This window comes from Massilia sp. Root351 (assembly GCF_001425045.1).
Lineage (GTDB): Bacteria > Pseudomonadota > Gammaproteobacteria > Burkholderiales > Burkholderiaceae_D > Rugamonas.
This window is the reverse complement of the sequence record NZ_LMDJ01000006.1, coordinates 22269-44935: the sequence shown is the minus strand read 5'-3', so window position 1 is coordinate 44935 and position 22667 is coordinate 22269. Positions and strand designations below refer to the sequence as shown.

The following is a 22667-nucleotide window of genomic DNA, read 5'->3' as shown; positions in this document are numbered from 1 at the left end:
ACCATTTGCCGAACCGTTTATGCACCTACGCTGGAAGACCCTCGCCATCCTCGCCTGCACGCAGATCATGTCATGGGGCGCGCTGTACTACGCCATCGCCATCCTGGCGCCCGAGATCCGGCGCGAGACGGGCTGGAGCAGCGCATCGGTGGTGGGCGCGTTCTCATGGAGCCTGCTGGTGTCCGGCCTGGCCGCCGCGCCCATCGGCGCGCTGTTGGACCGGCACGGCGGGCGCAGCGTGATGGGTGCCGGCTCCGTGCTGGGCGCGCTGGGCTTCGCCATCTTGAGCCGTATGCACAGCCTGCCCGCCTACTACCTGGCCTGGACCATCCTCGGCCTGGCCATGGCCATGACCATGTATGAAGCGGCCTTCGCCGCCATCAACCGCCAGTTCGGCATGGACAGCCGCAAAGCCATCTCCACGCTTACGCTGTTTGGCGGCTTCGCCAGCACCGTCTCCTGGCCCCTGACCCAGTATCTCGACGCCCGCGCCGGCTGGCGCGACACCTGCCTGGTATACGCCGCCGCGCAGCTGCTCCTGAGCTTCCCGCTGCACCTGCTGCTCCCAGGCAGCAAGCACCTGCCGCCGCACCCCACCGCCGCACCGGAACCGGCAGCGGCAGCGGCCGCCGCGCCGCCCACCGTGGAAGCGACGCCGCGCGAGCACACGCTGCCGGAAGCCATCCGGCACCCGGCCTTCTGGAAGCTCGCCTTCGCCTTCTCCGCCAACAGCTTCATCTTCTCCGCGCTATCCGTGCACCTGATCCCGCTGTTGCAGCAGTACGGCCACACCGCCGCGCTGGCGGTCTGGCTGGCCGCACTGGTCGGCCCCATGCAGGTGGCCGGCCGCATCGGTGAAATGACCGTAGGCCGCAACGCCCTGCCCCGCACGGTCGGCAAGGTCACTTTCGGCGCCCTGCCAGCCGCCCTGCTGGCGCTGCTGCTGTTCGGCTCCCACGCCTGGGCCGCCGCCCTGTTCTGCATGATGTACGGCATGAGCAACGGCATCCTCACTATCGTGCGCGGCACCATCCCGCAGACCATGTTCGGCCGCCGCCACTACGGCGCCATCTCCGGCGCCCTGGCCGGCCCCGCGCTGATCTCGCGCGCCGCCGGCCCGCTGGCCGTGGCCGGCCTGGTGCACTACGGCGTACCCACCATCCTGCTGCTGGTGCTGCTGGCCGTGGCGCTGGCGTCGCTCGCCTTCTACCTGCTCGCCATCCGCGTCCAAGTTTCCGAGGAGTAGCGTGCGCCGCCGCAGCGCCCGGCTCACTACCATGGCCACATTGCAAACCTTGCGGAAGGCCAGCCATGTCTTCGACAGTGGGCGATTTCCTCTTGCAGCGCCTGGGCGAATGGGGCGTGCGGCGCGTGTACGGCTATCCCGGCGACGGCATCAACGGCATCGTCGGTGCCTTCGGGCGGCAGGAACAGATCGAATTCATCCAGCCCCGCCATGAGGAAATGGCCGCCTTCATGGCCACCGCCCACGCCAAGTTCACCGGCGAGACCGGTGTCTGCCTGGCCACCTCCGGCCCCGGCGCCATCCACCTGCTCAACGGCCTGTACGACGCCAAGATGGACCACCAGCCCGTGGTTGCCATCATCGGACAGCAGGCGCGCATGGCCATGGGCGGCGACTACCAGCAGGAAGTGGACCTGCTTTCCCTGTTCAAGGACGTGGCGCACGAATACGTGCACGTGGCGAACGACCCGGCGCAAGTGCGCCACCTGGTCGACCGCGCCATGCGCATCGCCAAGGAGCAGCGCACCGTCACCTGCATTATCTTCCCCAACGACGTGCAAGACCTGCCCGCCGTGCCCAAGCCGCCGCGCGAACACGGCTCGCTACACACCGGCATCGGCGCGCTCAGCGCCAGCATGCAGCCGTCCGTCGACGCCCTGCAGCACGCTGCCGGCATCCTCAACGCCGGCGGCAAAGTCGCCATCCTGGCCGGCGCCGGCGCGCTGCACGCCACCGACGAGCTGATCGCCGTGGCCGACCTGCTGGGCGCGGGCATCGCCAAAGCCCTGCTGGGCAAAGCCGCCGTGCCGGACGACCTGCCATATGTGACGGGCGCCATCGGCCTGCTCGGCACCAAACCCAGCCACGACATGATGAACGGCTGCGACACGCTGCTGATGGTGGGCTCGTCCTTCCCCTATGCCGAGTACCTGCCGAAAGAAGGCCAGGCGCGCGGCGTGCAGATCGACATCGACGCCCGCCGCACCAGCCTGCGCTATCCGATGGAACTGAACCTGGTGGGCGACGCCAAGGCCACCCTGGCGGCGCTGATCCCGCTGCTGCACCGGAAGACAGACCGCAGCTGGCAGCAGCTGATCCAGGAAAACGTGCAGCGCTGGTGGCGCGTGCTGGAGGCGCGCGCCATGAACGAGGCCGATCCGCTCAACCCGCAGCGCGTATTCTGGGAACTGTCGTCGCGCCTGCCGGATAGCGCCATCCTCACCATCGACTCCGGCTCGTCGGCCAACTGGTACGCGCGCGACGTGCGGCTGCGGCGCGGCATGATGGCCAGCCTGTCCGGCGGCCTCGCCACCATGGGCCCGGCCGTGCCCTACGCCATCGCCGCCAAATTCGCCTGGCCCGAGCGGCCCGTGATCGCGCTCGCCGGCGACGGCGCCATGCAGATGAACGGCATCAATGGCCTGATCACCGTGGCGCGCCTGTGGCGGCAATGGGCCGACCCGCGCCTGGTGGTGATGGTGCTGAACAACGGCGACCTTAACCTGGTGAGCTGGGAGCAGCGCGGCACTGGCGGCGACCCGCGCTACGCGCCGTCGCAAGGCCTGCCGGATTTTCCGTACGCGGCGTACGGCGAGCTGCTCGGGCTAAAAGGCATCCGCGTCTCGCACCCGAACGACGTGGGCCCAGCCTGGGACGAAGCGCTGCGCTGCGACCGGCCCTGCGTGCTGGAGATGGTGACCGACCCGAACGTGCCGCCGCTGCCGCCGGACGTGTCGCTCAAGCAGGCCCGCGCCTACTTTTCTGCGCTGCTCAAGGGCGACCCGGATTCGATTGCCATTATCAAGGCGACGATCAAGGAGACCTGGGATTCGTGGTTCCCGCCAAAGCCATAGCGCTTCTCTGACTATTGAGGGAGGCGACGCTTTAAATGGAACGCTATTCTTCGGTACCCGGTGCAAGGCAGCCCAGCCGCACCTCATTCATTCCAGAGAGCGAACCAAGATGTCAGTAGAAAAGAGATGTGAGAACTTAGGCGTGGCATGGGAAAAGGCCTTTGGCTACGTGCAAGCCGTCAAGGTCAAGGACACGATCTATATTTCGGGCCAACTGAGCCATGATGGCGAGGGCGCGCTAGTGGCGCCGGCCGCTCTCGATGCACATGGCAAGCCTGTCGATTTTTCCAACATGGAAGCGCAACTGCACCAGACTTACCTCAATGGCATAGCGCTGCTGGCCCGCTACGGCGCCACCCTGGACGACGTTGTCGAAGAAACTTTGTACGTGCTCGATGTTGATGCCGCCTTTACTGCCGGCGCAAAAGTCAGAAAGGCGATGTATGGTTGCGACCAGCCCCAGTGCGCAAGCAATATCATCGGTGTATCAAGGCTCGCATTTCCTTCACAATTGGTGGAAGTCACCTTCCGTGCGGTTCTTCCTGATCGCGGCTGACGCGGTTGTGGCCTGCAAATGCACTGCTGCGGCACCTGCAGCACGCCAGCTAAACCGTGCGCCAGACTCCGGCCCGGGAAGCCTTGCGGCCGCATGTCCTCGAAGGGGTATGGCAGGCCGGGGAAGCGGCCGTCGGGCAGCGCCGCGCACCACCACCTGGCTGCCCAGCGCCTTCACCATGCGCATCGTGGTTGCCCGGTTCAGCGAGGGACGCGACTGCCGCAGCGCGGATAAAACATCCACAGGGCCGGATTCGATGAAACGATTCATGAAACGACACTCCCACGAATATTCAGTCAATTCAATGACTTGCACGCGATGCACGCGTTTTCGTGAGGCGATACTTTGCAAGGTCATGCGTAAAAAACAAATTACGTTTACGTAAACGTCATGTGTTGTGCTAATCTTTATTTAACAGGTGCGCCGGGCAAGTTCTTGTCCTGCGTTAAACGGGAAAGTGGTCGGCGCGTACCCATCATCGCGTGCCCCAAGCCCCTGCTGCCTCCGCAACGGTAGGCAAGTGCGGCTGCTTCATTCACGCCACTGGTCCACCAGACTGGGAAGGCGAAGCAGCAAGACTTGCAAGCCCGGATACCGGCCTGTTGATCTTCAGCGCCGCCCGCTCCATGGCGGCGCAGGGTCTGGCCACGTGCGGAAGGCGCGTGGCGGGTGCCGCGCGGCGGGAGACGCCGTTCGGCTTACTTTTGCAGACTGGCGGCACAACGCGCGCTTGAGACGTGCCCGCGCCGCCCAACAAGGAACGCACACCATGGCTACTGCTATTCCCACCGTCAAACTCCTCATCAACGGCGCTTTCATCGACTCGCGCACCGAGCACTGGAGCGATGTGGTCAACCCCGCCACCCAGGAAGTGATCGCCCGCGTGCCGCACGCCACGCCCGGCGAAATGGCGCAAGCCGTCGCCGCCGCGAAGACGGCCTTCCAGACCTGGCGCAAAACGCCCATCGGCGCCCGCGCCCGCATCTTCCTCAAGTACCAGGCCCTGATCCGCGAGCACATGGCCGAACTGGCCGCCCTGCTCACCGCCGAGCAGGGCAAGACCCTGGCCGACGCCGAGGGCGACGTGTTTCGCGGCCTGGAAGTGGTGGAGCACGCGGCCAACATCGGCCAGCTGCAGATGGGCGAACTGGCCAGCAACGTGGCCGGCGGCGTGGACACCTATACCGTGCACCAGCCGCTGGGCGTGTGCGCCGGCATCACGCCGTTCAACTTCCCGGCCATGATTCCGCTGTGGATGTTCCCGATGGCTATCGCCTGCGGCAATACCTTCATCCTCAAGCCCTCCGAGCAGGACCCGATGGTGACCATGCGCCTGGCCGAGCTGGCGCTGCAGGCGGGAATTCCGGCGGGCGTGCTGAACGTGGTGCACGGCGGCGCGGACGTGGTCAACGCCATCTGCGACCATCCCGATATCAAGGCCGTGTCCTTCGTCGGCTCCACTACGGTCGGCACGCATGTGTACCAGCGCGCCACGCTGGCCGGCAAGCGCGCGCAGTGCATGATGGGCGCGAAGAACCACGCCGTCGTGCTGCCGGACGCGCACCGCGAGCAGACCCTGAACAATCTCGCTGGAGCGGCGTTCGGCGCGGCAGGCCAGCGCTGCATGGCGCTGTCGGTGGTGATCCTGGTCGGCCAAGCGCAGCAGTGGTTGCCGGACCTGGTGAAGAAGGCGCAGACGCTGTCCATCAACGCCGGCGCTGAGCCTGGCACCGACATCGGTCCGCTGATCTCGCGCAAGGCCAAGGCCCGCGTGCATCAGCTGATCGGCCAGGGCGTCGAGGAAGGCGCGAAGCTGGAGCTGGACGGACGAGCGCCGACCGTGCCCGGCTACGAAAGCGGCAACTTCGTCGGCCCCACCGTGTTCTCCGGCGTGACGCAGGACATGGCGGTCTACAAGGAGGAGATCTTCGGCCCGGTGCTGTGCGTGATGCACGCGGCCACGCTGAAGGAAGCCATCGCCATCATCAACGCCAACCCGAACGGCAACGGCACGGCACTGTTCACGCAGTCCGGCGCGGCGGCCCGCACCTTCGAGGAGGACGTGGATGCGGGCCAGGTCGGCATCAACGTGCCAATCCCGGTACCGGTGCCGCTGTTCTCCTTCACCGGCTCGCGCGGCTCCAAGCTGGGCGACCTTGGCCCCTACGGCAAGCAGGTAGTGGCCTTCTACACCCAGACCAAAACCATCACCGCACGCTGGTTCGACGACGCGGCGGTGACAGCAGGCGTGAACACGACCATCTCGCTCAAGTAAGGAGCCCGTCATGGACTTCGAACTGAACGAGGACCAGCGCGCCTACCAGGACGCCGCGCGCCAGTTCGCCGCGCGCGAAATGGCGGCGCAGGCTGCACGCTGGGACGCGGAAAGCATCTTTCCGCGCCAGACCATCGCGCATGCCGGCGAGCTCGGATTCTGCGGCCTGTATGTGCCGCAGGCCATGGGCGGGCTGGGCCTGTCGCGGCTGGACGCCACCGTGGTGTTCGAGGAGCTGGCGCGCGCCTGCCCTTCCACCACGGCTTATCTCACCATCCACAACATGGCCAGCGCCATGATCGCGCAGTGGGCCCAGCCCGAGGTACGCGAGGAATGGATAGCCGACCTGGCGGCGGGCCGCAAGCTGGCCTCCTATTGCCTGACCGAGCCCGGCGCAGGTTCGGACGCCGCTTCGCTGACCACCGCCGCCGCGCTGGAGGACGGCATGTACGTCATCACAGGCGGCAAGGCCTTCATTTCAGGTGCCGGCGCGACGGACGCGCTGGTGGTGATGGCGCGTACCGGCGGGGCCGGCGCGGGCGGCATATCGGCCTTTTTGGTGCCCGCCAACACGCCCGGCATCAGCTACGGCCGGGAGGAAGAGAAGATGGGCTGGAACAGCCAGCCCACGCGCGCCATCAGCTTTGACGGCGTGCCCGTGCCCGCCTCGCACCTGCTGGGCCGCGAAGGCGACGGCTTCAAGCTGGCCATGCGCGGACTGGACGGAGGCCGCATCAACATTGCCACCTGCTCCATCGGCGCGGCGCAGGCTGCACTGAACAGCGCACAGCGCCATATGGGCGAGCGGGTGCAGTTCAAGCGCGTGCTGGGCGACTTCCAGGCCTTGCAGTTCAAGCTGGCCGATATGCAGACCGGCCTGGTGGCGGCGCGCCAGATGGTGCGGCTGGCCGCCACCAAGCTCGATGCGGGCGCGGCCAACGCGGGCATCTACTGCGCCATGGCCAAGCGGCTGGCGACGGATACCGGCTTCACAGTCTGCAACGAAGCGCTGCAGATCCACGGCGGCTACGGCTACCTGCGCGACTATCCGCTGGAGCGCTTCCTGCGCGACGTGCGGGTGCACCAGATTTTGGAAGGCACCAACGAGATCATGCGCGTGATCGTGGCGCGCCATTTATTGCAGCATGCACCAACCGAAGAAAACCTCTGAGGAGACCCAGTGACTACCTACACCAATTTGCAATTGCAGATCATGGAGCACACCGCCGTGCTCACGCTGGCCAACCCGCCGGCCAACACCTGGACCACGGACAGCCTGCGCGAGCTGCGCCGGCTGGTGGAAGACCTGAACGCCAATCCGGACGTCTACAGCCTGGTGGTGACCGGCGGCGGCGCCAAGTTCTTCTCGGCCGGCGCCGACCTGAAGCTGTTTGCGGACGGCGACGTGGCGGTGGCGCATGAGATGGCGCGCCTGTTCGGCGCGGCGTTCGAGGCGCTGTCGGACTTCCGTGGCGTGTCGATTGCGGCCATCAACGGCTATGCCATGGGCGGCGGACTGGAATGCGCGCTGGCCTGCGACTTGCGCATCGCCGAAACGCAGGCGCAGATGGCACTGCCGGAAGCCGCCGTGGGCCTGCTGCCTTGCGCGGGCGGCACGCAGAACCTCGCGTGGCTGGTGGGCGAAGGCTGGGCCAAGCGCATGATTTTGTGCGGCGAACGCGTCGATGCGGCCACGGCGCAGCGCATCGGTCTGGTGGAGGAAGTGGTGGAAACCGGCGGCGCCTTGCCGCGCGCGCTGGCGCTCGCGGCGCAGGCGGCCAGACAAAGCCCTGCCAGCGTGCAGGCCTGCAAGCAGCTGATCCAGGGCGCGCGCCGCCAGCCGATGGCGCATGTGCTGCCGGCCGAGCGCGAAGCCTTCGTCGGCCTGTTCGGCGGCGCCAACCAGCGCGAAGGGGTGCAGGCCTTCCTCGAGAAGCGCCAGCCGGTGTGGAGGCAGGCATGAGCGAGGCGCCGGTACTGTTCCGCACCCTGCCCTGCCGCAGCCAAGCCGGCGGCGAGTCGCTGATCGGAGTGGCCACGCTGAACGCGCCTGCTACGCTGAACGCGCTATCGCTGGAGATGATCACGCTGCTGGATGAGCAGTTGGCGGCCTGGGATGCCGATCCGGCCGTCATGCTGGTGATGCTGGAGGGCTCGGGAGACAAGGCGTTCTGCGCCGGCGGCGACCTGCAGCAGCTGTACCGTTCCATGCGCGAGCACCACGCCTCGCCGCAGGCCGCCGATCCGCTGGCCAACAGCTACGCGCTGGAGTTCTTCAGCCGCGAGTACGCGCTGGACTACCGCATCCATACCTATGCCAAGCCGGTGCTGGTGTGGGGGCACGGCATCGTGATGGGCGGCGGCATCGGGCTGATGGCGGGCGCCAGCCATCGCGTGGTTACCGAAGGCTCGCGGCTGGCGATGCCGGAAGTGGCAATCGGCCTGTATCCGGACGTGGGCGGCAGCTGGTTCCTGAACCGCGCGCCCGGCCACACCGGCCCCTTCCTCGCGCTCACCGGCGCCGCGCTGAGCGCGGCGGACGCGCAGTTTGCCCGCCTGGCGGACTATCGCGCGGCCCACACGGACAAGGCGCGGCTGATCGACATGCTGCAAACGCAGGAATGGGCCAAGGCGCCGGCCGCCAACCACGAGCATCTGAACGGCCTGCTCGCTCGCCTGCAGCAGTGCGCACCGCCCGCCCCCGCCAGCCCGCTGCGCGAGCACTACGACCTGATCAACGACTTGTGCGCCAGCGGCAATTTCGGCGACATGGTGCTGCGCATCGCAACGCTGGAAAGCGAGGACCGTTGGCTGCAGAAGGCGGCCACTGCCCTTCGCAAAGGCTCGCCGGGCGCTGCCTGGCTGGCCTTCGCCATCCAGCAGCGCGCCAAACACCTCTCGCTGGCCGAGGTATTCCAGCTGGAACTGGGCGTCTCGCTGGTATGCGCGGCGCGGCCGGACTTCGCCGAAGGTATCCGCGCCCTCATCATCGACAAGGACAATCAGCCGCGCTGGCAGCCCGCCAGCCTGGCCGACGTGAGTGAAACCTGGGGCGAAGGCTTTTTCGCCCCGCTGAACCTCGAAGGGAAAACCGCATGAGCCACATCGCATTCATCGGCCTGGGCAACATGGGCGCCCCGATGGCGCACAACCTGCTCAAGGCCGGCCATGAGCTGACCGTGTTCGACTTGTCCGCCGGCGCCGTGCAAAGCCTGGCCGGCGCCGGCGCCCGCAGCGCGCCGTCCGCCCGCGCCGCCGTGGAAGCCGCGGACGTCGTTGTCTCCATGCTGCCCGCGAGCGCGCACGTGCACAGCCTTTACCTCGGCCAGCAAGGCATCGTGCCGCATATTGCGGACGGCGCGCTGGTAGTCGACTGCAGCACTATTGCCGCCGCCACGGCACAGGCGGTGGCGCAGGCGCTGGCGGCGCGCGGACTGGCGGCGCTGGACGCGCCGGTGTCAGGCGGCACCGCAGGCGCGGCGGCCGGCACGCTGACCTTTATCGTCGGCGGCGAGGCGGCCACGCTGGAGCGCGCGCGGCCCTATTTGTCCGCCATGGGCAAGAATATCTTCCATGCGGGGGCCAGCGGCGCGGGCCAGGTGGCCAAGATCTGCAACAACATGCTGCTGGGGATACTGATGGCGGGCACCGCCGAAGCCCTGGCGCTGGGCGCGGCGCACGGGCTGGACCCGAAGGTGCTGTCGGACATCATGGGCAAGAGCTCGGGGCGCAACTGGGCGCTGGAACTGTATAACCCGTACCCGGGTGTGATGGAGAACGTGCCGGCCGCGCGCGGCTACAGCGGCGGATTCGGCGTGGATTTGATGCACAAGGACCTGGGGCTGGCGGCGGAAGCGGCCATCGCGGCGCGCTGCGCGGTCCCGCTGGGCGAACTGGCGCGCAACCTGTATGGGATGCATAGCCTGTCGGGCTCCGGGGGGCTGGATTTCAGCAGCATTATCCAGCCGCTGCTCAGGGAGTGACGGCGGTGGCGGGTGGCGGCCTGCCGCCTGTCCCGCCCGGCGGTGCGCCGGCAATCACGCCGCCATCACTGGAACGCGACCTCGGCGAAGCTGCGCAGTTTGCGGCTGTGCAGCTTGTCCACGCCCAGCTCGCGCAGCATCTCCACCGCGCGGATGCCGATGCGCAGATGCTGGTCCACGCGCTCGCGGTAGAACGCGTTGGCCATGCCCGGCAGCTTGATCTCGCCGTGCATCGGCTTGTCGCTCACGCACAGCAGCGTCCCGTACGGCACCCGAAAGCGGAAGCCGTTGGCGGCGATGGTGGCGCTTTCCATGTCCAGCGCCACCGCACGGCTCTGGCTGAAGCGCCGCTCCGGCGTGCGCTGTGGCAGCAGCTCCCAATTGCGGTTGTCGGTGCTGGCCACGGTCCCGGTGCGCATCACGCGCTTCAGGTCATGCCCGGTCAGCTGCGTCACTTCCGCCACGGCGGCCTCGATTGCGACCTGCACTTCGGCCAGCGGCGGGATCGGCACCCACAGCGGCAGGTCCTCGTCCAGCACGTGGTCCTCGCGCACGTAGCCGTGCGCCAGCACGTAGTCGCCCAGTTCCTGCGTGTTGCGCAGGCCGGCGCAGTGGCCCAGCATCAGCCAGGCATGCGGGCGCAGCACGGCGATGTGGTCAGTGATGGTCTTGGCGTTGGCCGGGCCCACGCCGATATTGACCATGCTGATGCCGCTGCCGTCCTTGCGCACCAGGTGGTAGCCCGGCATTTGGGGCAGGCGCGGCAGGGGCGAGCCCAGTTCGTCGCCCGGCTCGGACGGCGCGCCGGCGCGGCGCAGCACCAGGTTGCCCGGTTCCACGAAGGCCACATAGTCATCCTCCCCTTGCGCGGAGCGGCCCATGATCTCGTGGCCAAGCTTGATGAATTCGTCGATGTAGAACTGGTAGTTCGTAAACAGCACGAACTTCTGGAAGTAGGCCGGCAAGGTGCCGGTGTAGTGGCGCAGGCGCTGCAGCGAGTAGTCCACGCGCGGCGCCGTGAACAGCGACAGCGGCTGCGCTTCGCCGAACGGCGCCTCGAAGGTGCCGTTGGCGATGCCGTCGTCCATCGCTGCCAGGTTGGGCAGGTCGAACACGTCGCGCATCAGCAGGCGGCGCTCGGCGCTCATGCTGCCTTCGATATGGTCGTTCTCGGCGAACGAGAAATGGATGGGAATCGGCTGCGCGCTCATGCCCACTTCGATCTGCACTTGCTGCTTGCTGCCGTGGTTCTTCAGCAGCAGGCGGAACTGCTCGTGGTAGTAGCGCGCGAACAGGTCGGGCCGGGTGAGCGTGGTCTCGTAGGTGCCGGGACCGGCCACGAAGCCGTAGGACAGGCGCGAATCGGCGCGCGCCACGGTATCGGTGTGCACCCGCACGTAGGGGTAGCAGGCGCGTACATGCTCGTCGGGCGTTTCGCCGTCGACGAAGCGTTGCAGCGATTCACGCAGATGCCGTATGCTGCCGTCGTACAGCGCCTGGACCTGGGCCAGCGCCGCTGCCGGGTCGTTGAAGCGCTCGGGCGCGATGAAGGGACGGTTCTGCATGGTCGTTCTCCTTTACTAGTAAGCTCTATTCTATTGTATCGGCGTTTACATTGCAGTGCAGCATTCTGATTTTTTTGAGGAGGCGGGAATGAAGGTGTGCATCGTTGGCGCGGGCGCCATCGGCGGATTTCTGGGTGTGCGGCTGGCCGGTGCGGGCGCCGCTGAGGACGGTAGCTTGACTGCGCTGGCGCGCGGCGCCACGCTGGCCGCACTGCGCGAGCATGGCTGGCGCATGCAAACCGCCGACGGCCTGCTGCAGGCGCCGGCCGCCACGGTGGATGCGGCCAGCCCGGCCGGCATCGCAGCGCTGGGCGTACAGGATCTCGTCATCATCGCCGTGAAAGGCCAGTCGCTGGGCGCGGTGGCGCCCACCATCGCTCCCCTGCTCGGGCCGGACACCGTGGTGCTGCCGGCCATGAATGGCGTGCCGTGGTGGTTCGGGGAAGGCTTCACCGGTACGCCTCTGGCCAGCGTGGCCCCGGGCGGGCGCATCGCCGCCGCCATCCCCCAGCACCTGGTGCTGGGCTGCGTGGTCCATGCCAGCACCTCGACCGCCGAGCCAGGGCTGGTGGTACACAAGATGGGCCAGGGACTTATCATCGGCGAACCGGCAGGCGGCGTGTCCGGGCGTGCGCGCCGCGTCGTGGCGCTGTTCGCGCGGGCCGGCTTCAGCGCCACCCTGTCGGAGCGCATCCGCTACGACATCTGGTACAAGCTGTGGGGGAATATGACCACCAACCCGGTCTCCGCCATGACCGGCGCCACCGCCGACCGTGTGCTGGATGACCCGCTGGTGGCGCGCTTCTGCATCTCGGCCATGCATGAAGCGGCGGCGATCGGCCGCCGCATCGGCTGCGTCATCGACGAGACGCCGGAGGACCGGCACAAGGTGACGCGCAAGCTGGGCGCATTCAAGACCTCGATGCTGCAGGATGCGGAGGCGGGCCGGCCGATGGAGATCGACGCGCTGGTGTCGGCGGTGCGCGAAATAGGCCAGCGGGTCGGCGTAGCCACGCCCAATATCGACGCCCTGCTCGGCCTCACGCGCCTGTTCGCCCGCACGCACGGACTGTATCCGGACGCCTGAGCGCCGGGGCATCGGCTACAGCGGCGGCGTTTTCGCCCGCAGCCGGCGCCGCGCGGCGCGCGCGTGCGGCACCCAGGCGTGCACCGACCAGCGGCGCCACATGGTCAGGCCGCGTATCCATTCGTCGGTGGCGTAGGCAATCCACAGCCCGACCAGCCCCAGCCCGAAGTAGATCCCCAGCAGCCAGCTGCCGCCGGCCAGCACGATGGCCATCGACGCGGCGCCCGCCGCCACCGGGTAGCGCGCATCCCCCGCCGCCCGCAGCGCGTTGATGACCACCAGGTTGAAGGTGCGGCCCAGCTCCAGCAGCACCGCGATCCACAGCAGCGCCGAGCCGTTCTCGATGATGACAGGGTCCTGCGTGAAGCAGCCCAGCAGCCAGGGGCCGGCCAGCGCCACGCTGCCCGAGATCACGGCGCTGATCACCAGGCCGCGCGCCAGCGCGCCGCGCACCAGGCCATGCGCCTCGCGCAGCTCGCCCGCGCCTATCATGTGGCCCACCATGATCTCGACTGCGAAGGCGGTGGCAAGGCTGAACATCACCACCACGCTGCCCACCTGGTGCACATAGGCCAGCGTGGCCAGCGCCTGCGCGCCCAGCGTTCCGGCCACCGCCATGCTGGCCATGAAGGCCAGGCGCCAGGCGATATTCTCAGCAGCCGCCGGCACGCCGATGTGCAGCACAGCGGCCAGTTCGGCGCGGCGCAGCTTCCACCAATCGCTGGCCACGGGGTGGATGCCGAGATGGCGGCGCCACAGCATCAGGTGCAGCACCAGTCCCAGCACGCGGCTGATGAGCAGCGCGAGGGCGAAACCCGGCAGGCCCATGGCGGGCACCGGGCCCCAGCCATACATCAGCGGCCAGGCCAGCACCAGGTGGCTCAGGTGCATGGCCACCAGCACCAGCAGCGTGTCGCGCGTGCGCAGGTGGGCCCGCATCACGCTGGCCATGGCGGCGTTCCAGGCGTCGAGCAGCATGGCGGCGGCCAGCGCCTGCAGGAACGGCGTGGCCAGCGGCAGTACCTCGGCCGGCGCGCGCATGATCTCCAGCAGCCAGCCGGCGCCGGCGAAGGCCAGCAGCGCGGTGAACACGCCCAGCCAGGTGCTCGCGCCGAGCATGGCCAGCGCCACCTTGTTGGCCATATCGCGCCGCCCGCCGCCCAGGTTCTGCGTGATGACCACGCCGATGCCGGAACCGACGATGCGGAACAGCAGGAACAAGGTCACTGAAATGTTGTTGGCGATAGCAAAAGCCGCGCCGTACGTGTCCGACAGCCGCGCCGCCATGGCGGTGCCGACCACGCCGGCCAGCACGGCCAGGAACAGCTCGATTAACAGGGGCCATGCGAGGGTGAAAATATGAGGACGGGGAGCGGCGGCGGTAGTCATCCCGCCATGATAGCGATTTTTGCCCCAATACGCAGGCGAAATGTTATCGCTCACATGGTTGTCGGCGACGCCAGCAGTCCGGGCTGCGCAGGCGCATCTCGGCCAGGTTCGCGTCCGGTCAAAACCCGCCCCCGCCCACCTGCGCCTGGCTTCCACTCGCACGGTGCCGGTGGCGCAGCCGGCGCCGCCGGCCGCTGCAAGGCGGCGGTCAACGAGGCAGTCAACGAGGAAGGATAGCGGGCCAGCGCGAGGTGGCTGCGCAGGCGCTCGCTCCAGGCGTCGGCGTCGCGCTGCGTCAGCCGCCGCCGCGCATCCGGAACGGCGCCGTCCGCGCCCGGCGCGCCCGCGTCCTGCAGGCCACCGCAGGCAAGCGTGATGGCGCCTGGCATGAACACGGCATAAGACGGAAACGCTGCACCCAGCAACAAGGCCGGGGCAGCGAGGGTAAGGACGCCTCGTCTCTGCATCAATGCAGCTTAACCGATGGCGAGATCCGTTTGCGCAGCCAGTCGGCAAGGGTGACGGCGGCGGCGCGGACAAAGCCGTGCAGCGCCATCAGGTGTTTCTGGTACATCAAGCCGTACAGCAGGTTGGCGAACGCGCCGCTGACCGGCAGCTTGCTGCCATACGAGCCGCCCAGCAGCACGCCCACCGCCGCCACCGGGCCGAGCGACACCAGCGAACCGTAGTCGCGGTAGCTGAACTCGGGCAGCGGCCTGCCTTCGCGCCTGCCCAGCGCGGCGGCCAAAAACACTGCTTGCTGATGCGCCACCTGCGCACGCGGCGGCGCGGCGCCTTTCACCGGGCAGACGAAGCTGGCGCAGTCGCCGATGGCGAACACCTCGGGATCGTCCACCGATTGCAGCGTGGGCCTGACCATGATCTGCCGCATGCGGTTCAGCGACAGGCCCAGCGTGCCGGTGATGGCAGGGCCCTCCACGCCTGCCGCCCACAGCGTCAGGCTGGCCGGCCGCAGTTGCGTCTCGCCCTCGCCTTCCTTCACATGTACGCTGTCCGCACCAACTTGCGTAACGGCCGTGCCGGTGCGGATCTCGATGCCACGCGACTTCAGGTACGCCTCGGCGCGCGCCGACTGTTCCAGCGGCAGGTGCGGCAGCAGGCGCGGCCCGCGTTCCAGTATGCTGATGCGTACGTCTCGCGCCGGATCCAGCGTGTGGATTTTGTACCTGGCCAGCGCACGGGCGCTGTAGCCCAGCTCCGCCGCCAGCTCCACGCCGGTGGCGCCGCCGCCCACGATCACCACGTTCACCGCGTTGCCCTCTTTCCCCGCAGCCTCGCTGGCCCTGACGCAGGCGCCGAAGAAGCGGCGATAGAAGCCCTTCGCTTCGCGCACATTGTCCAGCGTGCAGACATGTTCCGCCGCGCCGGGCACGCCGTAGAAGTTGGTCACCGCGCCCAGCGCCAGCACCAGCGTGGTGTAGCCCAGCGCGCGCGTGGCCCGCACTTCGCCCACATCGTCCGACAGACACGGCGCCAGCTCCAGCACGCGCGCTGCGCGGTCCACCGAGCGCAGCTCGGCGTGCATGAAGGTGAAGCCATGTTCGGCCGCCTGGGCCGAGTACTCAATCTGGAACACCTGCGGATCGCGCTTGCCCGAGGCAACCGTGTGCAGCAGGGGTTTCCAGAAGTGGGTGGGTGAACGGTCGACCAGTATCACCCGTGCGTGGCCCTTGCGGCCCATGGTGTCTCCGAGCCGGGTTGCCAGTTCGAGGCCGCCTGCGCCTCCGCCTACGATAACGATGGTTTGCATGGTTTTTCCCTCCTTCTGGCTGTTAATATAGTCCCCTCGGAAAGAAAACAAAAATTACTTCTTTCGACTGATTGATAAGGAATAGCTTATGTATCACGCGAGTTTCCGCCAGCTCCAGGCGCTGGTTCTTGTCGGCCGGCATGAAAGCGTGTCACGCGCGGCTGAAGAAATGCACGTCACACAGCCCGCCATTTCGGCGCAGTTGCGCGCGCTGGAAGACCTGGCCGGCACTGCGCTCACGCGCAAGGTCGGCCGCAATATCCAGCTCACGGCGGCAGGTGAAGTGATGCTGCAGTTTTCGGAACGCATCCTGCAGCTGTGGGAACAGGCCGGCGATGAGCTGGGCGAACTGCGCGGTGTGAGCAGCGGCACCTTGCGCATCGGCGCGGTGGTGACAGCGGAGCACTTGCTGCCGTCCATGCTGGTGAAGTTCACCACCGAACGCCCCAACGTGCGGATGAAGCTCCACGTGGGCAACCGCAGCGAGATCGTGGCCATGTTGTCGCGCAAGGAGATCGATCTTGCCATCATGGGCACGCCGCCGCGCGAGTTCCGCATCAACGCCGCGCGCTTCGCGCACCATCCCATGGCTTTCGTGGCCAGCCCCAGGCATCCGCTGATGAAGAAGAAGCGCGTCACCATCGACGACGTGGTGCAGGCCAACCTGCTGGTGCGCGAACGCGGTTCGGGCACGCGCACCACCGTGGAGCGGGTGTTCAAGGACGCGGGCCACACGCTGCACTTCGGCTCCGAAGTGTCGAGCAACGAGGCGATCAAGAGCATGGTGGCGGCCGGGCTGGGCGTGGGCTTCGTGTCGGTGCACGCCTGCGCCCTGGAGTTCGAGGCGGGCCTGATCGACATCCTGCCGATGAAGGAGAGCCCGGTGGAGGGCTCATGGCACGTGATGCACCTGGTGGACCAGCCGCTGCCAAGGATCGCGGCGGCCTTCCAGGATTTCATGGTGACGTCCGGCCAGGAGCTGATCGGCGCCGAGCTGGAATCGTTCTACCGCAAGCACCGCCGCTTGCGCTAGCAAGTACTGAACAGGCGGCCGCCTGGTTCGTCTAATGGGAGGAGCACATCTTTTATCAACCTTGAGGTACCTCTTCCCCATGATTTCCCAACCCAACACGCCGGCCAGGATGCTGGCAGTCTCCGTCCATCTGGCCCTCGCTGGCGGCTACGCCTGTGCGGCCGAAGCCACCCTGCCCACCGTGGAAGTGCGGGCCACCGCCGACAAGGAAAGCGCCTACATCGCCTCGCGCAGCTCGGCCGGCGCCAGGACCGACACCCCCATCATCGAAACGCCGCAGTCGGTGTCGGTGGTGACGTCGGACCAGTTCTCGACGCAGGGCGCCGGCGACCTGATGGACGCACTAGGCTACACCGCCGGGGTGGCACGCCTGGAAGCGAACGACAAGACCACCGACGGCTTCATGCTGCGCGGCTTCTCCACCGGCGCCGGCGGCGGCTCCATGTACCGCGACGGCGCCAAGTTCATGGTCAACGTCTACGACGGCAAGCAGGAGCTGTACGGCCTGGAACGGATCGAAGTACTGAAAGGGGCCGCATCGGTGCTGTATGGCGCGGCCGCGCCGGGCGGCATCATCAACACCGTCAGCAAGCGCGCGCGCGCGGGCACGGTGAACGAGGTGAACCTGGAAGCGGGCAACCTGTCGCGCAAACAGTTCACCGCCGACGTGGGCGGCGCGCTCGGCCCGGCCGGCAATGTGACCTGGCGCGTGACCGCGCTGCTGCGCGACAGCGCCACCATGACCGACCACGTGGACGACGACCGCGTCTACATTGCCCCCACGCTGACCTGGCAACTGGGCGCCAACACCAGTCTGAGCCTGCTGTCGCACTACCAGCGCGACAACACGGCCTATAACTACGCGCTGCCGGTAGAAGGCACCATCGCCGCCAATCCGAACGGCGCGTTGTCGCGCCACCTGTTTACCGGCGAACCGGGCTACGACAAGTACAAGAACACGCAGTACTCGGCGGGCTACCAGCTGGACCACAAGTTCAGCGACGACACCAAGCTGCACCACGGCCTGCGCTACTTCAAGGCCGACATCGACTTCCCCTCCACCAGCTTGTATGGCTGGGTGCCGGGCGCCGGTGCGGCCGGCCTGGTGGCACAGGCGCGCGGCGCCCAGGACCGCACCGACGAGTCGCACATGGCCACGGCGGACGTCTTCGTCGAACACAAGCTGCACACCGGTGCGCTGCGCCACCGCTTCCTGCTGGGCGGCGACTATACCTACCAGTTCCACAGCAGCGAGCGGTATAACCGCGAGATCGCGCCGATCAACATGTTCCAGCCGGCCTACGGCGCGCAGCCGGGTGCGCAGCGCCAATTGTTCGACTGGTATCCGGACACCAAGCAGCGCCGCGCCGGCGCCTACCTGCAGGACCAGATGAAGCTGGACCGCCTGGTGCTGCTGGCCGGCGTCCGCCACGACAACACCAGCGAAACCACCGCGCCGCTGACGCCGCCGACGTCCTGGTCCAAGGAGAAGAACAGCGCGTGGACCGGCCGCGCCGGCGCAGTCTACCTGTTCGACAACGGCGTGGCGCCGTTCGCCAGCTGGAGCCAGTCGTTCGAGCCAGCCAGCGGCATAGACAAGGACAACCAGCGCTTCAAGCCGACGCGCGGCGAACAGTTCGAAGCCGGCGTGCGCTACCAGCCCGGCAACGGCGGCACCATGCTGAGCGCCACCGCCTACCATCTGACGCAAAGCGACGTGCTGGCACCGGACCCGGACGCGCCAGCCAGCAACCCCGGCGCGCAGATCCAGGTGGGCGAAGTACGCTCGCGCGGCGTTGAGTTCGAAGCCCGCACGGCGCTCAACAGGCAGATCAACCTGCTGGCGGCCTACGCCTATACGGATGCGCGCATCACCCGCATGACCATCCCCTCCTTCATCGGCAAGCGCCAGGGCGGCGTGCCATACAACCAGCTGTCGCTGTGGGCCGACTACAGCGCGCCCTTCGGCGTGCAGGGCCTGAAGGCCGGCCTGGGCGCGCGCTACGTGGGCGAAACCGTCGGCACCTGGGTGTCTGGGAAAATCGCGGCGGCCACCATCGCCGACGCCATGGTCAGCTACGACTACCTGAACTGGCGCGTGGCGCTGAACGTGCGCAACCTGGCGGACAAGATCTACATCGCTTCCTGCACCTACGGCTGCTTCTTCGGCGCCTCCCGCGAGATCAAGTTCAACGCGGGCTACCGCTTCTGATCTTAAGCGGCGCGCTGCCGCTCGGCGGCGGCAGGCGCCGCGCGCAGCGACCATACGCTGCACGGATCGCCTTCGCGCCCGCGTTTTAGCGCGGCGCGCCCCATTTTCAGGAACCCCAGTCCGGCCAGCAGTGCCACCAGGTTCACGCCGGCCACCACCCACTCCCCCCGCCACAGCGACTGCAGCGGATTGACGCCGCTGTCGGCCCACTGCGCCAGCGGAATGGCCAGCGTCAGCCCGGCGCTCAGCGACAGCAGCTCGAGGGCGGCACGCGCTGGCGGGCGCGCAAAAGCCCACGCCACCGACAACAGGAACACCGCGTAGTAGGCGCGCTCCTCCCACAGCGGCAACTGGCCCGGCAACGCCGGGAACAGCTTATTCACCAGGAACACCGCCGACACGCCCGCCACGCAGCCCAGGCATACGCCCAGCGTAGCCTGCGCCATCAGTTTGCCGCTGCGTGGCTGCTGCACCGCCTGGCGCTTGCGGCGCGCCTCGATCCACAGCAGATTGCCGCTGTAGAACAGGAAGGCACCGGCCAGGCCCAGCAGGAAATACAGCCATTGCACGGCCGCGTGACCGAAATTCCCGTAATGCAAGGCCTGCAGGCCGCGCAGGAACGTGGTGCCGGGGCTGAACTGCTCCGGCGTGTTCACACGCACCACGGCGCCGTCGGCCGCCTTCATCACCACGGCGGCGGAACTGGTCAAGGTGCGCTGGCCCACGCTGCCATAGGCTTCGATCTGCGCATTGGCGTCGCCCGCATGGTGGTAGCGCACGAACTCCACCGCCATGCCCGGCGCCGCCTGCCGCACGCGCGCCAGCAGCTCGCCGGCCGGCAGCGAAGGCTGCGCCACGCCTGCCGCCACGGCCGGCTTCGCGGCCGAGATGTCCAGCTGGATCAGTTCCAGCAGCTTGCCGTCGAAGACCATGAACTGGAACGGCGCCAGCAGCAGCACGCCCAGCGCCAGCACCGCGCCGCTCCACGCGAAAATGATATGGAACGGCAGCGACAGGATGCCCACCACGTTATGCGCGTCCTGCCACATGCGCTTCAGGTTCTTCCCGATGCGCAGCGCGAACAGGTCCTTGAGGAAGGTGGGCGCGTACGCCACCACGCCGGTGCCCAGCGCCAGCCCGTACAGGATGCACACCACGCCCAGCACATAGACACCCCAGCTGGCCGGCAACCCGGCCGTATAGTGCAGGCGGTACAGGAAATGCGACAGCGCCGAATGCGGCTTCACCTCCAGCAGCGTGCCGTCCGGCGCCAGCCGGAACAGGTGCTCGGTCTCGCTGCCGTCCTTGGCATGTTCGTCCCAGTGCAGCGAGAGATGCGGCTCGTTCAGCGTGGGCAGTTGCAGCAGAAACGATTCCTTCGCCTGCGGGTGGCGGCGCAGCACGGCGTCGACCAACTCCTGGGCGCGCGCCGGCGGCTCCATTGCCGCGCGCTGCGAGGCGGGCGTCTCCCAGGTATGCAGCTCCTTGGTGAAGATCGTGATGGCCCCGGTATAGAAGGCGATGAACAGCGCGAAGCCGGCCACCAGGCCGACCCAGGTATGCACCGCGATGTAGGTGCGCAGCGTGGACGCCTTCATGCCGCGATCCTCACCAGGCCACTGGCCTTCAGCGCAATCAGCAGGCCGAAGCCGGCGAGCGTGGCCCCGCCCATCCACAGCCAGGCGCGCAGCCCGGACTTGAAATGGAAGGCGGCCGCCATCAGCGCAACCAAGACCGGGAAGAACAGCAGCAGCGCGGGCAGCGTGTCGCGCTGCTGGTTGCTGCTCAGGAGCGCGGCCAGGCCCACCAGCGCCACCGCCAGGAGCGGCGCCAGCAGCGCCGCGGCGAAGGACTTACCCCACATGGCGCCCCCTGTTCCAGGCGTCCAGATACGGCAGCGCCACCAGCGCGAGCATCAGCCCGGACAGGGTGATGAATACGGCGCACCAGAAACCGTATTCGGCGGCCGCCAGCAGCACTGCCGCCGCGCCCAGCGGCACGGCCAGCCAGCGCAGCTTGCCGCGCAGCGCTGCCGGCACGCTACGCCACAGCGCCTGGTGCGGCGAAGCCAGGTAGAGACAAAGCGCGGCTGCGCAGGCCACGCCGATACAGATCCAATTCATTGCACACTCCGATTAAATGAGACTTATTCTCAATAACGGGAATGATAAATGATAATCATTCTCGGCAAAAGCTAATTTTGCTCATTTGATATCTTGTGCCAGTCACGCCCGCAGGGCATCGCGGCAGCACTGCATGGCGTCGCGTATCAAGAAATTGACCAGGGTGGCCGAGATACCCAGTTGCCGGGCCACCTCGCGCTGGGTCTCGCCGCCCAGCCGGTGCAGCTCGAACGCCGCGCGGGTGCGCTCCGGCAGCGTGGCCAGCGCGCGACCCACCAGCATCAGCTGCTGGGCATGGATGGCATGCGCCTCCGGCGTGGCCGCGCCCGAGCCCACGTCCACGCCCGCCTCCTCGCAGGAAAATACCTGCGCCTCGAAGCTGCTGCGGCGGTAGCGGTCGATCGCCAGGTTGCGCACCAGTTGATACAAATAGGGATGCGCGTTCTTCACGTGCAGCTCCTCCATGCCATCTGCCAGGTTCAAAAACGCGTCTTGCACCACGTCCTCGGCGCGCTGGCGGCAACCGAGAATGCGGGCGGCGGCGTCGCGAAGCTGAGGGCGGGAGACAATAAATTGCTGACGAATTTCGATACCAGTTGCCATTGAAAATGCTATCCAGGTTTTATTTTCTTATATTGAATGAGACTTATTCTCATTTAGTGATGATGGCGCAATCTGTCATTTTTTACAAGCAAAGTGTTGGATTTCTTGTATCGCGCGCGACTGTTTAAAATGATTGGCCAGTCCACCTTGAAATACTGGTCAGGCCAAAGTAGAATCAATTTGTCACGTATGCAAAATGCAAGTTCTCCCCGCAGAGACCTCGGCACGCCTTCCTCCAGCCCTCGTCAACGCGGCACCGGACACGCGAGGTGTCCTCCACAGCGCCCCGGCACGCGGGTCGCTGCTCTTCACCGCTGTCCCACAAATCCAGGAGCACACATGAAAAAAACAACATGGGAGACACTGGCGTGCGCGGCCATCGCCGCATCCGCCATGACCGCAATCACCGCCACGGCCCTTCCTGCCACCGCGCACGCTAGCATCCTGCCGCTGCAGAACGCCGTCATCACTGCCACCTACAATGGCGCGGGCGGCGCCATGCTGGGGCTGGACGACGGCTTCAGCGGCTCGCCCGGCGGCAACCGGAGCGCGCTCGACCCGCTCGGCGCCGGCGTGGAGTTCATCAGCGCCGACGCCATCTTCGCCTTCGACTTCGCCGCCGACGGCACCCTGTCCATCTTCAACAACAGCGGCGCGCCGCTCGATCCCGGCGCCTACAGCTTCCGCTTCGACTTCGGCGCCACCCTGGCTGCCCCCATCACCGCCTTCAAGCTGCTGGACGGCAGCGCAGTCGCCGGCGTGCCCGTGTTCTCCATCCTCGACGGCGGCACCGCACTCGGGCTGGACCTGGGCGGGCTGACCTGGAGCGGCGATTTCTTCCCCGTCACCGCCAGCATCGAAGCGCAGCAGGCAGCGGCCGTACCGGAACCGGGCAGCTTGTCGATAGTGCTGGCCGGCGCGGGCGCCATTGCGCTGGTCCGGCGCCGCCGGCGCGCTTAGCCGCCGCCTGG

The 22667-nt window shown here is 67.4% G+C and carries 19 protein-coding genes and 1 riboswitch; of the genes, 12 read left to right on the top strand and 7 right to left on the bottom strand.

Going from position 1 to position 22667, the window contains the following annotated elements:
* Window positions 1-19 precede the first annotated feature (19 nt).
* From ASD15_RS10555 to mmsB, 8 genes are all read left to right on the top strand, one after another.
* Entirely contained in the window at window positions 20-1246 is a 1227-nt protein-coding gene (locus ASD15_RS10555) for an MFS transporter (protein WP_057154811.1), read from the top strand.
* A gap of 65 nt (window positions 1247-1311) precedes the next feature.
* The gene (locus ASD15_RS10550) at window positions 1312-3099 is read left to right on the top strand and encodes a thiamine pyrophosphate-requiring protein (RefSeq protein ID WP_057154810.1); all 1788 of its coding nucleotides are present in this window, start codon (window positions 1312-1314) and stop codon (window positions 3097-3099) included.
* 142 nt (window positions 3100-3241) lie between these two features.
* On the top strand, window positions 3242-3655 hold the full coding sequence (locus ASD15_RS10545; RefSeq protein ID WP_229418143.1) for a RidA family protein: 414 nt from the start codon (window positions 3242-3244) through the stop codon (window positions 3653-3655).
* Between the two features lie 399 nt (window positions 3656-4054).
* A riboswitch (cobalamin riboswitch) is annotated at window positions 4055-4273 on the top strand.
* Window positions 4274-4424: 151 nt separating this feature from the next.
* On the top strand, window positions 4425-5930 hold the full coding sequence (locus ASD15_RS10540; RefSeq protein WP_057154808.1) for a CoA-acylating methylmalonate-semialdehyde dehydrogenase: 1506 nt from the start codon (window positions 4425-4427) through the stop codon (window positions 5928-5930).
* A gap of 10 nt (window positions 5931-5940) precedes the next feature.
* Window positions 5941-7101: an acyl-CoA dehydrogenase family protein gene (locus tag ASD15_RS10535; protein ID WP_057154807.1), complete on the top strand. Its 1161-nt coding sequence runs from the start codon at window positions 5941-5943 to the stop codon at window positions 7099-7101.
* A 9-nt stretch (window positions 7102-7110) separates the two neighbouring features.
* Entirely contained in the window at window positions 7111-7893 is a 783-nt protein-coding gene (locus ASD15_RS10530; protein WP_057154806.1) for an enoyl-CoA hydratase, read from the top strand.
* A complete protein-coding gene (locus ASD15_RS10525; RefSeq protein WP_082551738.1) occupies window positions 7890-9029 on the top strand; it encodes an enoyl-CoA hydratase/isomerase family protein in 1140 nt (379 codons plus the stop codon). Before ASD15_RS10530 ends, ASD15_RS10525 begins: the two co-directional genes overlap by 4 nt.
* Window positions 9026-9913: a 3-hydroxyisobutyrate dehydrogenase gene (gene mmsB / locus ASD15_RS10520; protein WP_057154805.1), complete on the top strand. Its 888-nt coding sequence runs from the start codon at window positions 9026-9028 to the stop codon at window positions 9911-9913. Before ASD15_RS10525 ends, mmsB begins: the two co-directional genes overlap by 4 nt.
* A gap of 65 nt (window positions 9914-9978) precedes the next feature.
* Here mmsB and ASD15_RS10515 read toward each other — a convergent pair whose 3' ends face one another.
* Window positions 9979-11478, bottom strand: coding sequence for an AMP nucleosidase (locus ASD15_RS10515; RefSeq protein WP_057154804.1), 1500 nt, complete (start codon window positions 11476-11478; stop codon window positions 9979-9981).
* 88 nt (window positions 11479-11566) lie between these two features.
* Here ASD15_RS10515 and ASD15_RS10510 point away from each other — a divergent pair, with 88 nt between their 5' ends.
* Window positions 11567-12565, top strand: coding sequence for a 2-dehydropantoate 2-reductase (locus ASD15_RS10510; RefSeq protein WP_057154803.1), 999 nt, complete (start codon window positions 11567-11569; stop codon window positions 12563-12565).
* Between the two features lie 15 nt (window positions 12566-12580).
* Here ASD15_RS10510 and ASD15_RS10505 read toward each other — a convergent pair whose 3' ends face one another.
* Together ASD15_RS10505 and ASD15_RS10495 are read right to left on the bottom strand one after the other, a co-directional pair.
* Window positions 12581-13954, bottom strand: coding sequence for an MATE family efflux transporter (locus tag ASD15_RS10505; protein ID WP_057154802.1), 1374 nt, complete (start codon window positions 13952-13954; stop codon window positions 12581-12583).
* Between the two features lie 466 nt (window positions 13955-14420).
* Window positions 14421-15725, bottom strand: a complete 1305-nt coding sequence (locus tag ASD15_RS10495; RefSeq protein WP_057154800.1) for an NAD(P)/FAD-dependent oxidoreductase — start codon at window positions 15723-15725, stop codon at window positions 14421-14423.
* A gap of 88 nt (window positions 15726-15813) precedes the next feature.
* Here ASD15_RS10495 and ASD15_RS10490 point away from each other — a divergent pair, with 88 nt between their 5' ends.
* Complete coding sequence (locus ASD15_RS10490; protein WP_057154799.1) at window positions 15814-16758, top strand: LysR family transcriptional regulator; 945 nt, start codon at window positions 15814-15816, stop codon at window positions 16756-16758.
* 79 nt (window positions 16759-16837) lie between these two features.
* Window positions 16838-18970 (top strand): TonB-dependent siderophore receptor, encoded by a 2133-nt coding sequence (locus tag ASD15_RS10485; RefSeq protein WP_057154798.1) that lies wholly within the window; start codon window positions 16838-16840, stop codon window positions 18968-18970.
* Between the two features lie 2 nt (window positions 18971-18972).
* On the opposite strand, the gene ASD15_RS10480 is transcribed toward ASD15_RS10485, so the two are convergent.
* The 4 genes from ASD15_RS10480 to ASD15_RS10465 all read right to left on the bottom strand — a co-directional run bounded on the left by ASD15_RS10480 (window position 18973) and on the right by ASD15_RS10465 (window position 21696).
* On the bottom strand, window positions 18973-20568 hold the full coding sequence (locus tag ASD15_RS10480; protein WP_057154797.1) for a PepSY domain-containing protein: 1596 nt from the start codon (window positions 20566-20568) through the stop codon (window positions 18973-18975).
* Window positions 20565-20834 (bottom strand): hypothetical protein, encoded by a 270-nt coding sequence (locus ASD15_RS10475; RefSeq protein ID WP_057154796.1) that lies wholly within the window; start codon window positions 20832-20834, stop codon window positions 20565-20567. Before ASD15_RS10475 ends, ASD15_RS10480 begins: the two co-directional genes overlap by 4 nt.
* Window positions 20824-21093, bottom strand: a complete 270-nt coding sequence (locus ASD15_RS10470) for a hypothetical protein (RefSeq protein ID WP_057154795.1) — start codon at window positions 21091-21093, stop codon at window positions 20824-20826. Before ASD15_RS10470 ends, ASD15_RS10475 begins: the two co-directional genes overlap by 11 nt.
* A gap of 102 nt (window positions 21094-21195) precedes the next feature.
* Window positions 21196-21696, bottom strand: a complete 501-nt coding sequence (locus ASD15_RS10465; protein ID WP_057154794.1) for an RNA polymerase factor sigma-70 — start codon at window positions 21694-21696, stop codon at window positions 21196-21198.
* 339 nt (window positions 21697-22035) lie between these two features.
* Between ASD15_RS10465 and ASD15_RS10460 the strand changes: the two genes are divergently transcribed.
* Entirely contained in the window at window positions 22036-22656 is a 621-nt protein-coding gene (locus ASD15_RS10460) for a PEP-CTERM sorting domain-containing protein (RefSeq protein ID WP_057154793.1), read from the top strand.
* Window positions 22657-22667 lie beyond the last annotated feature (11 nt).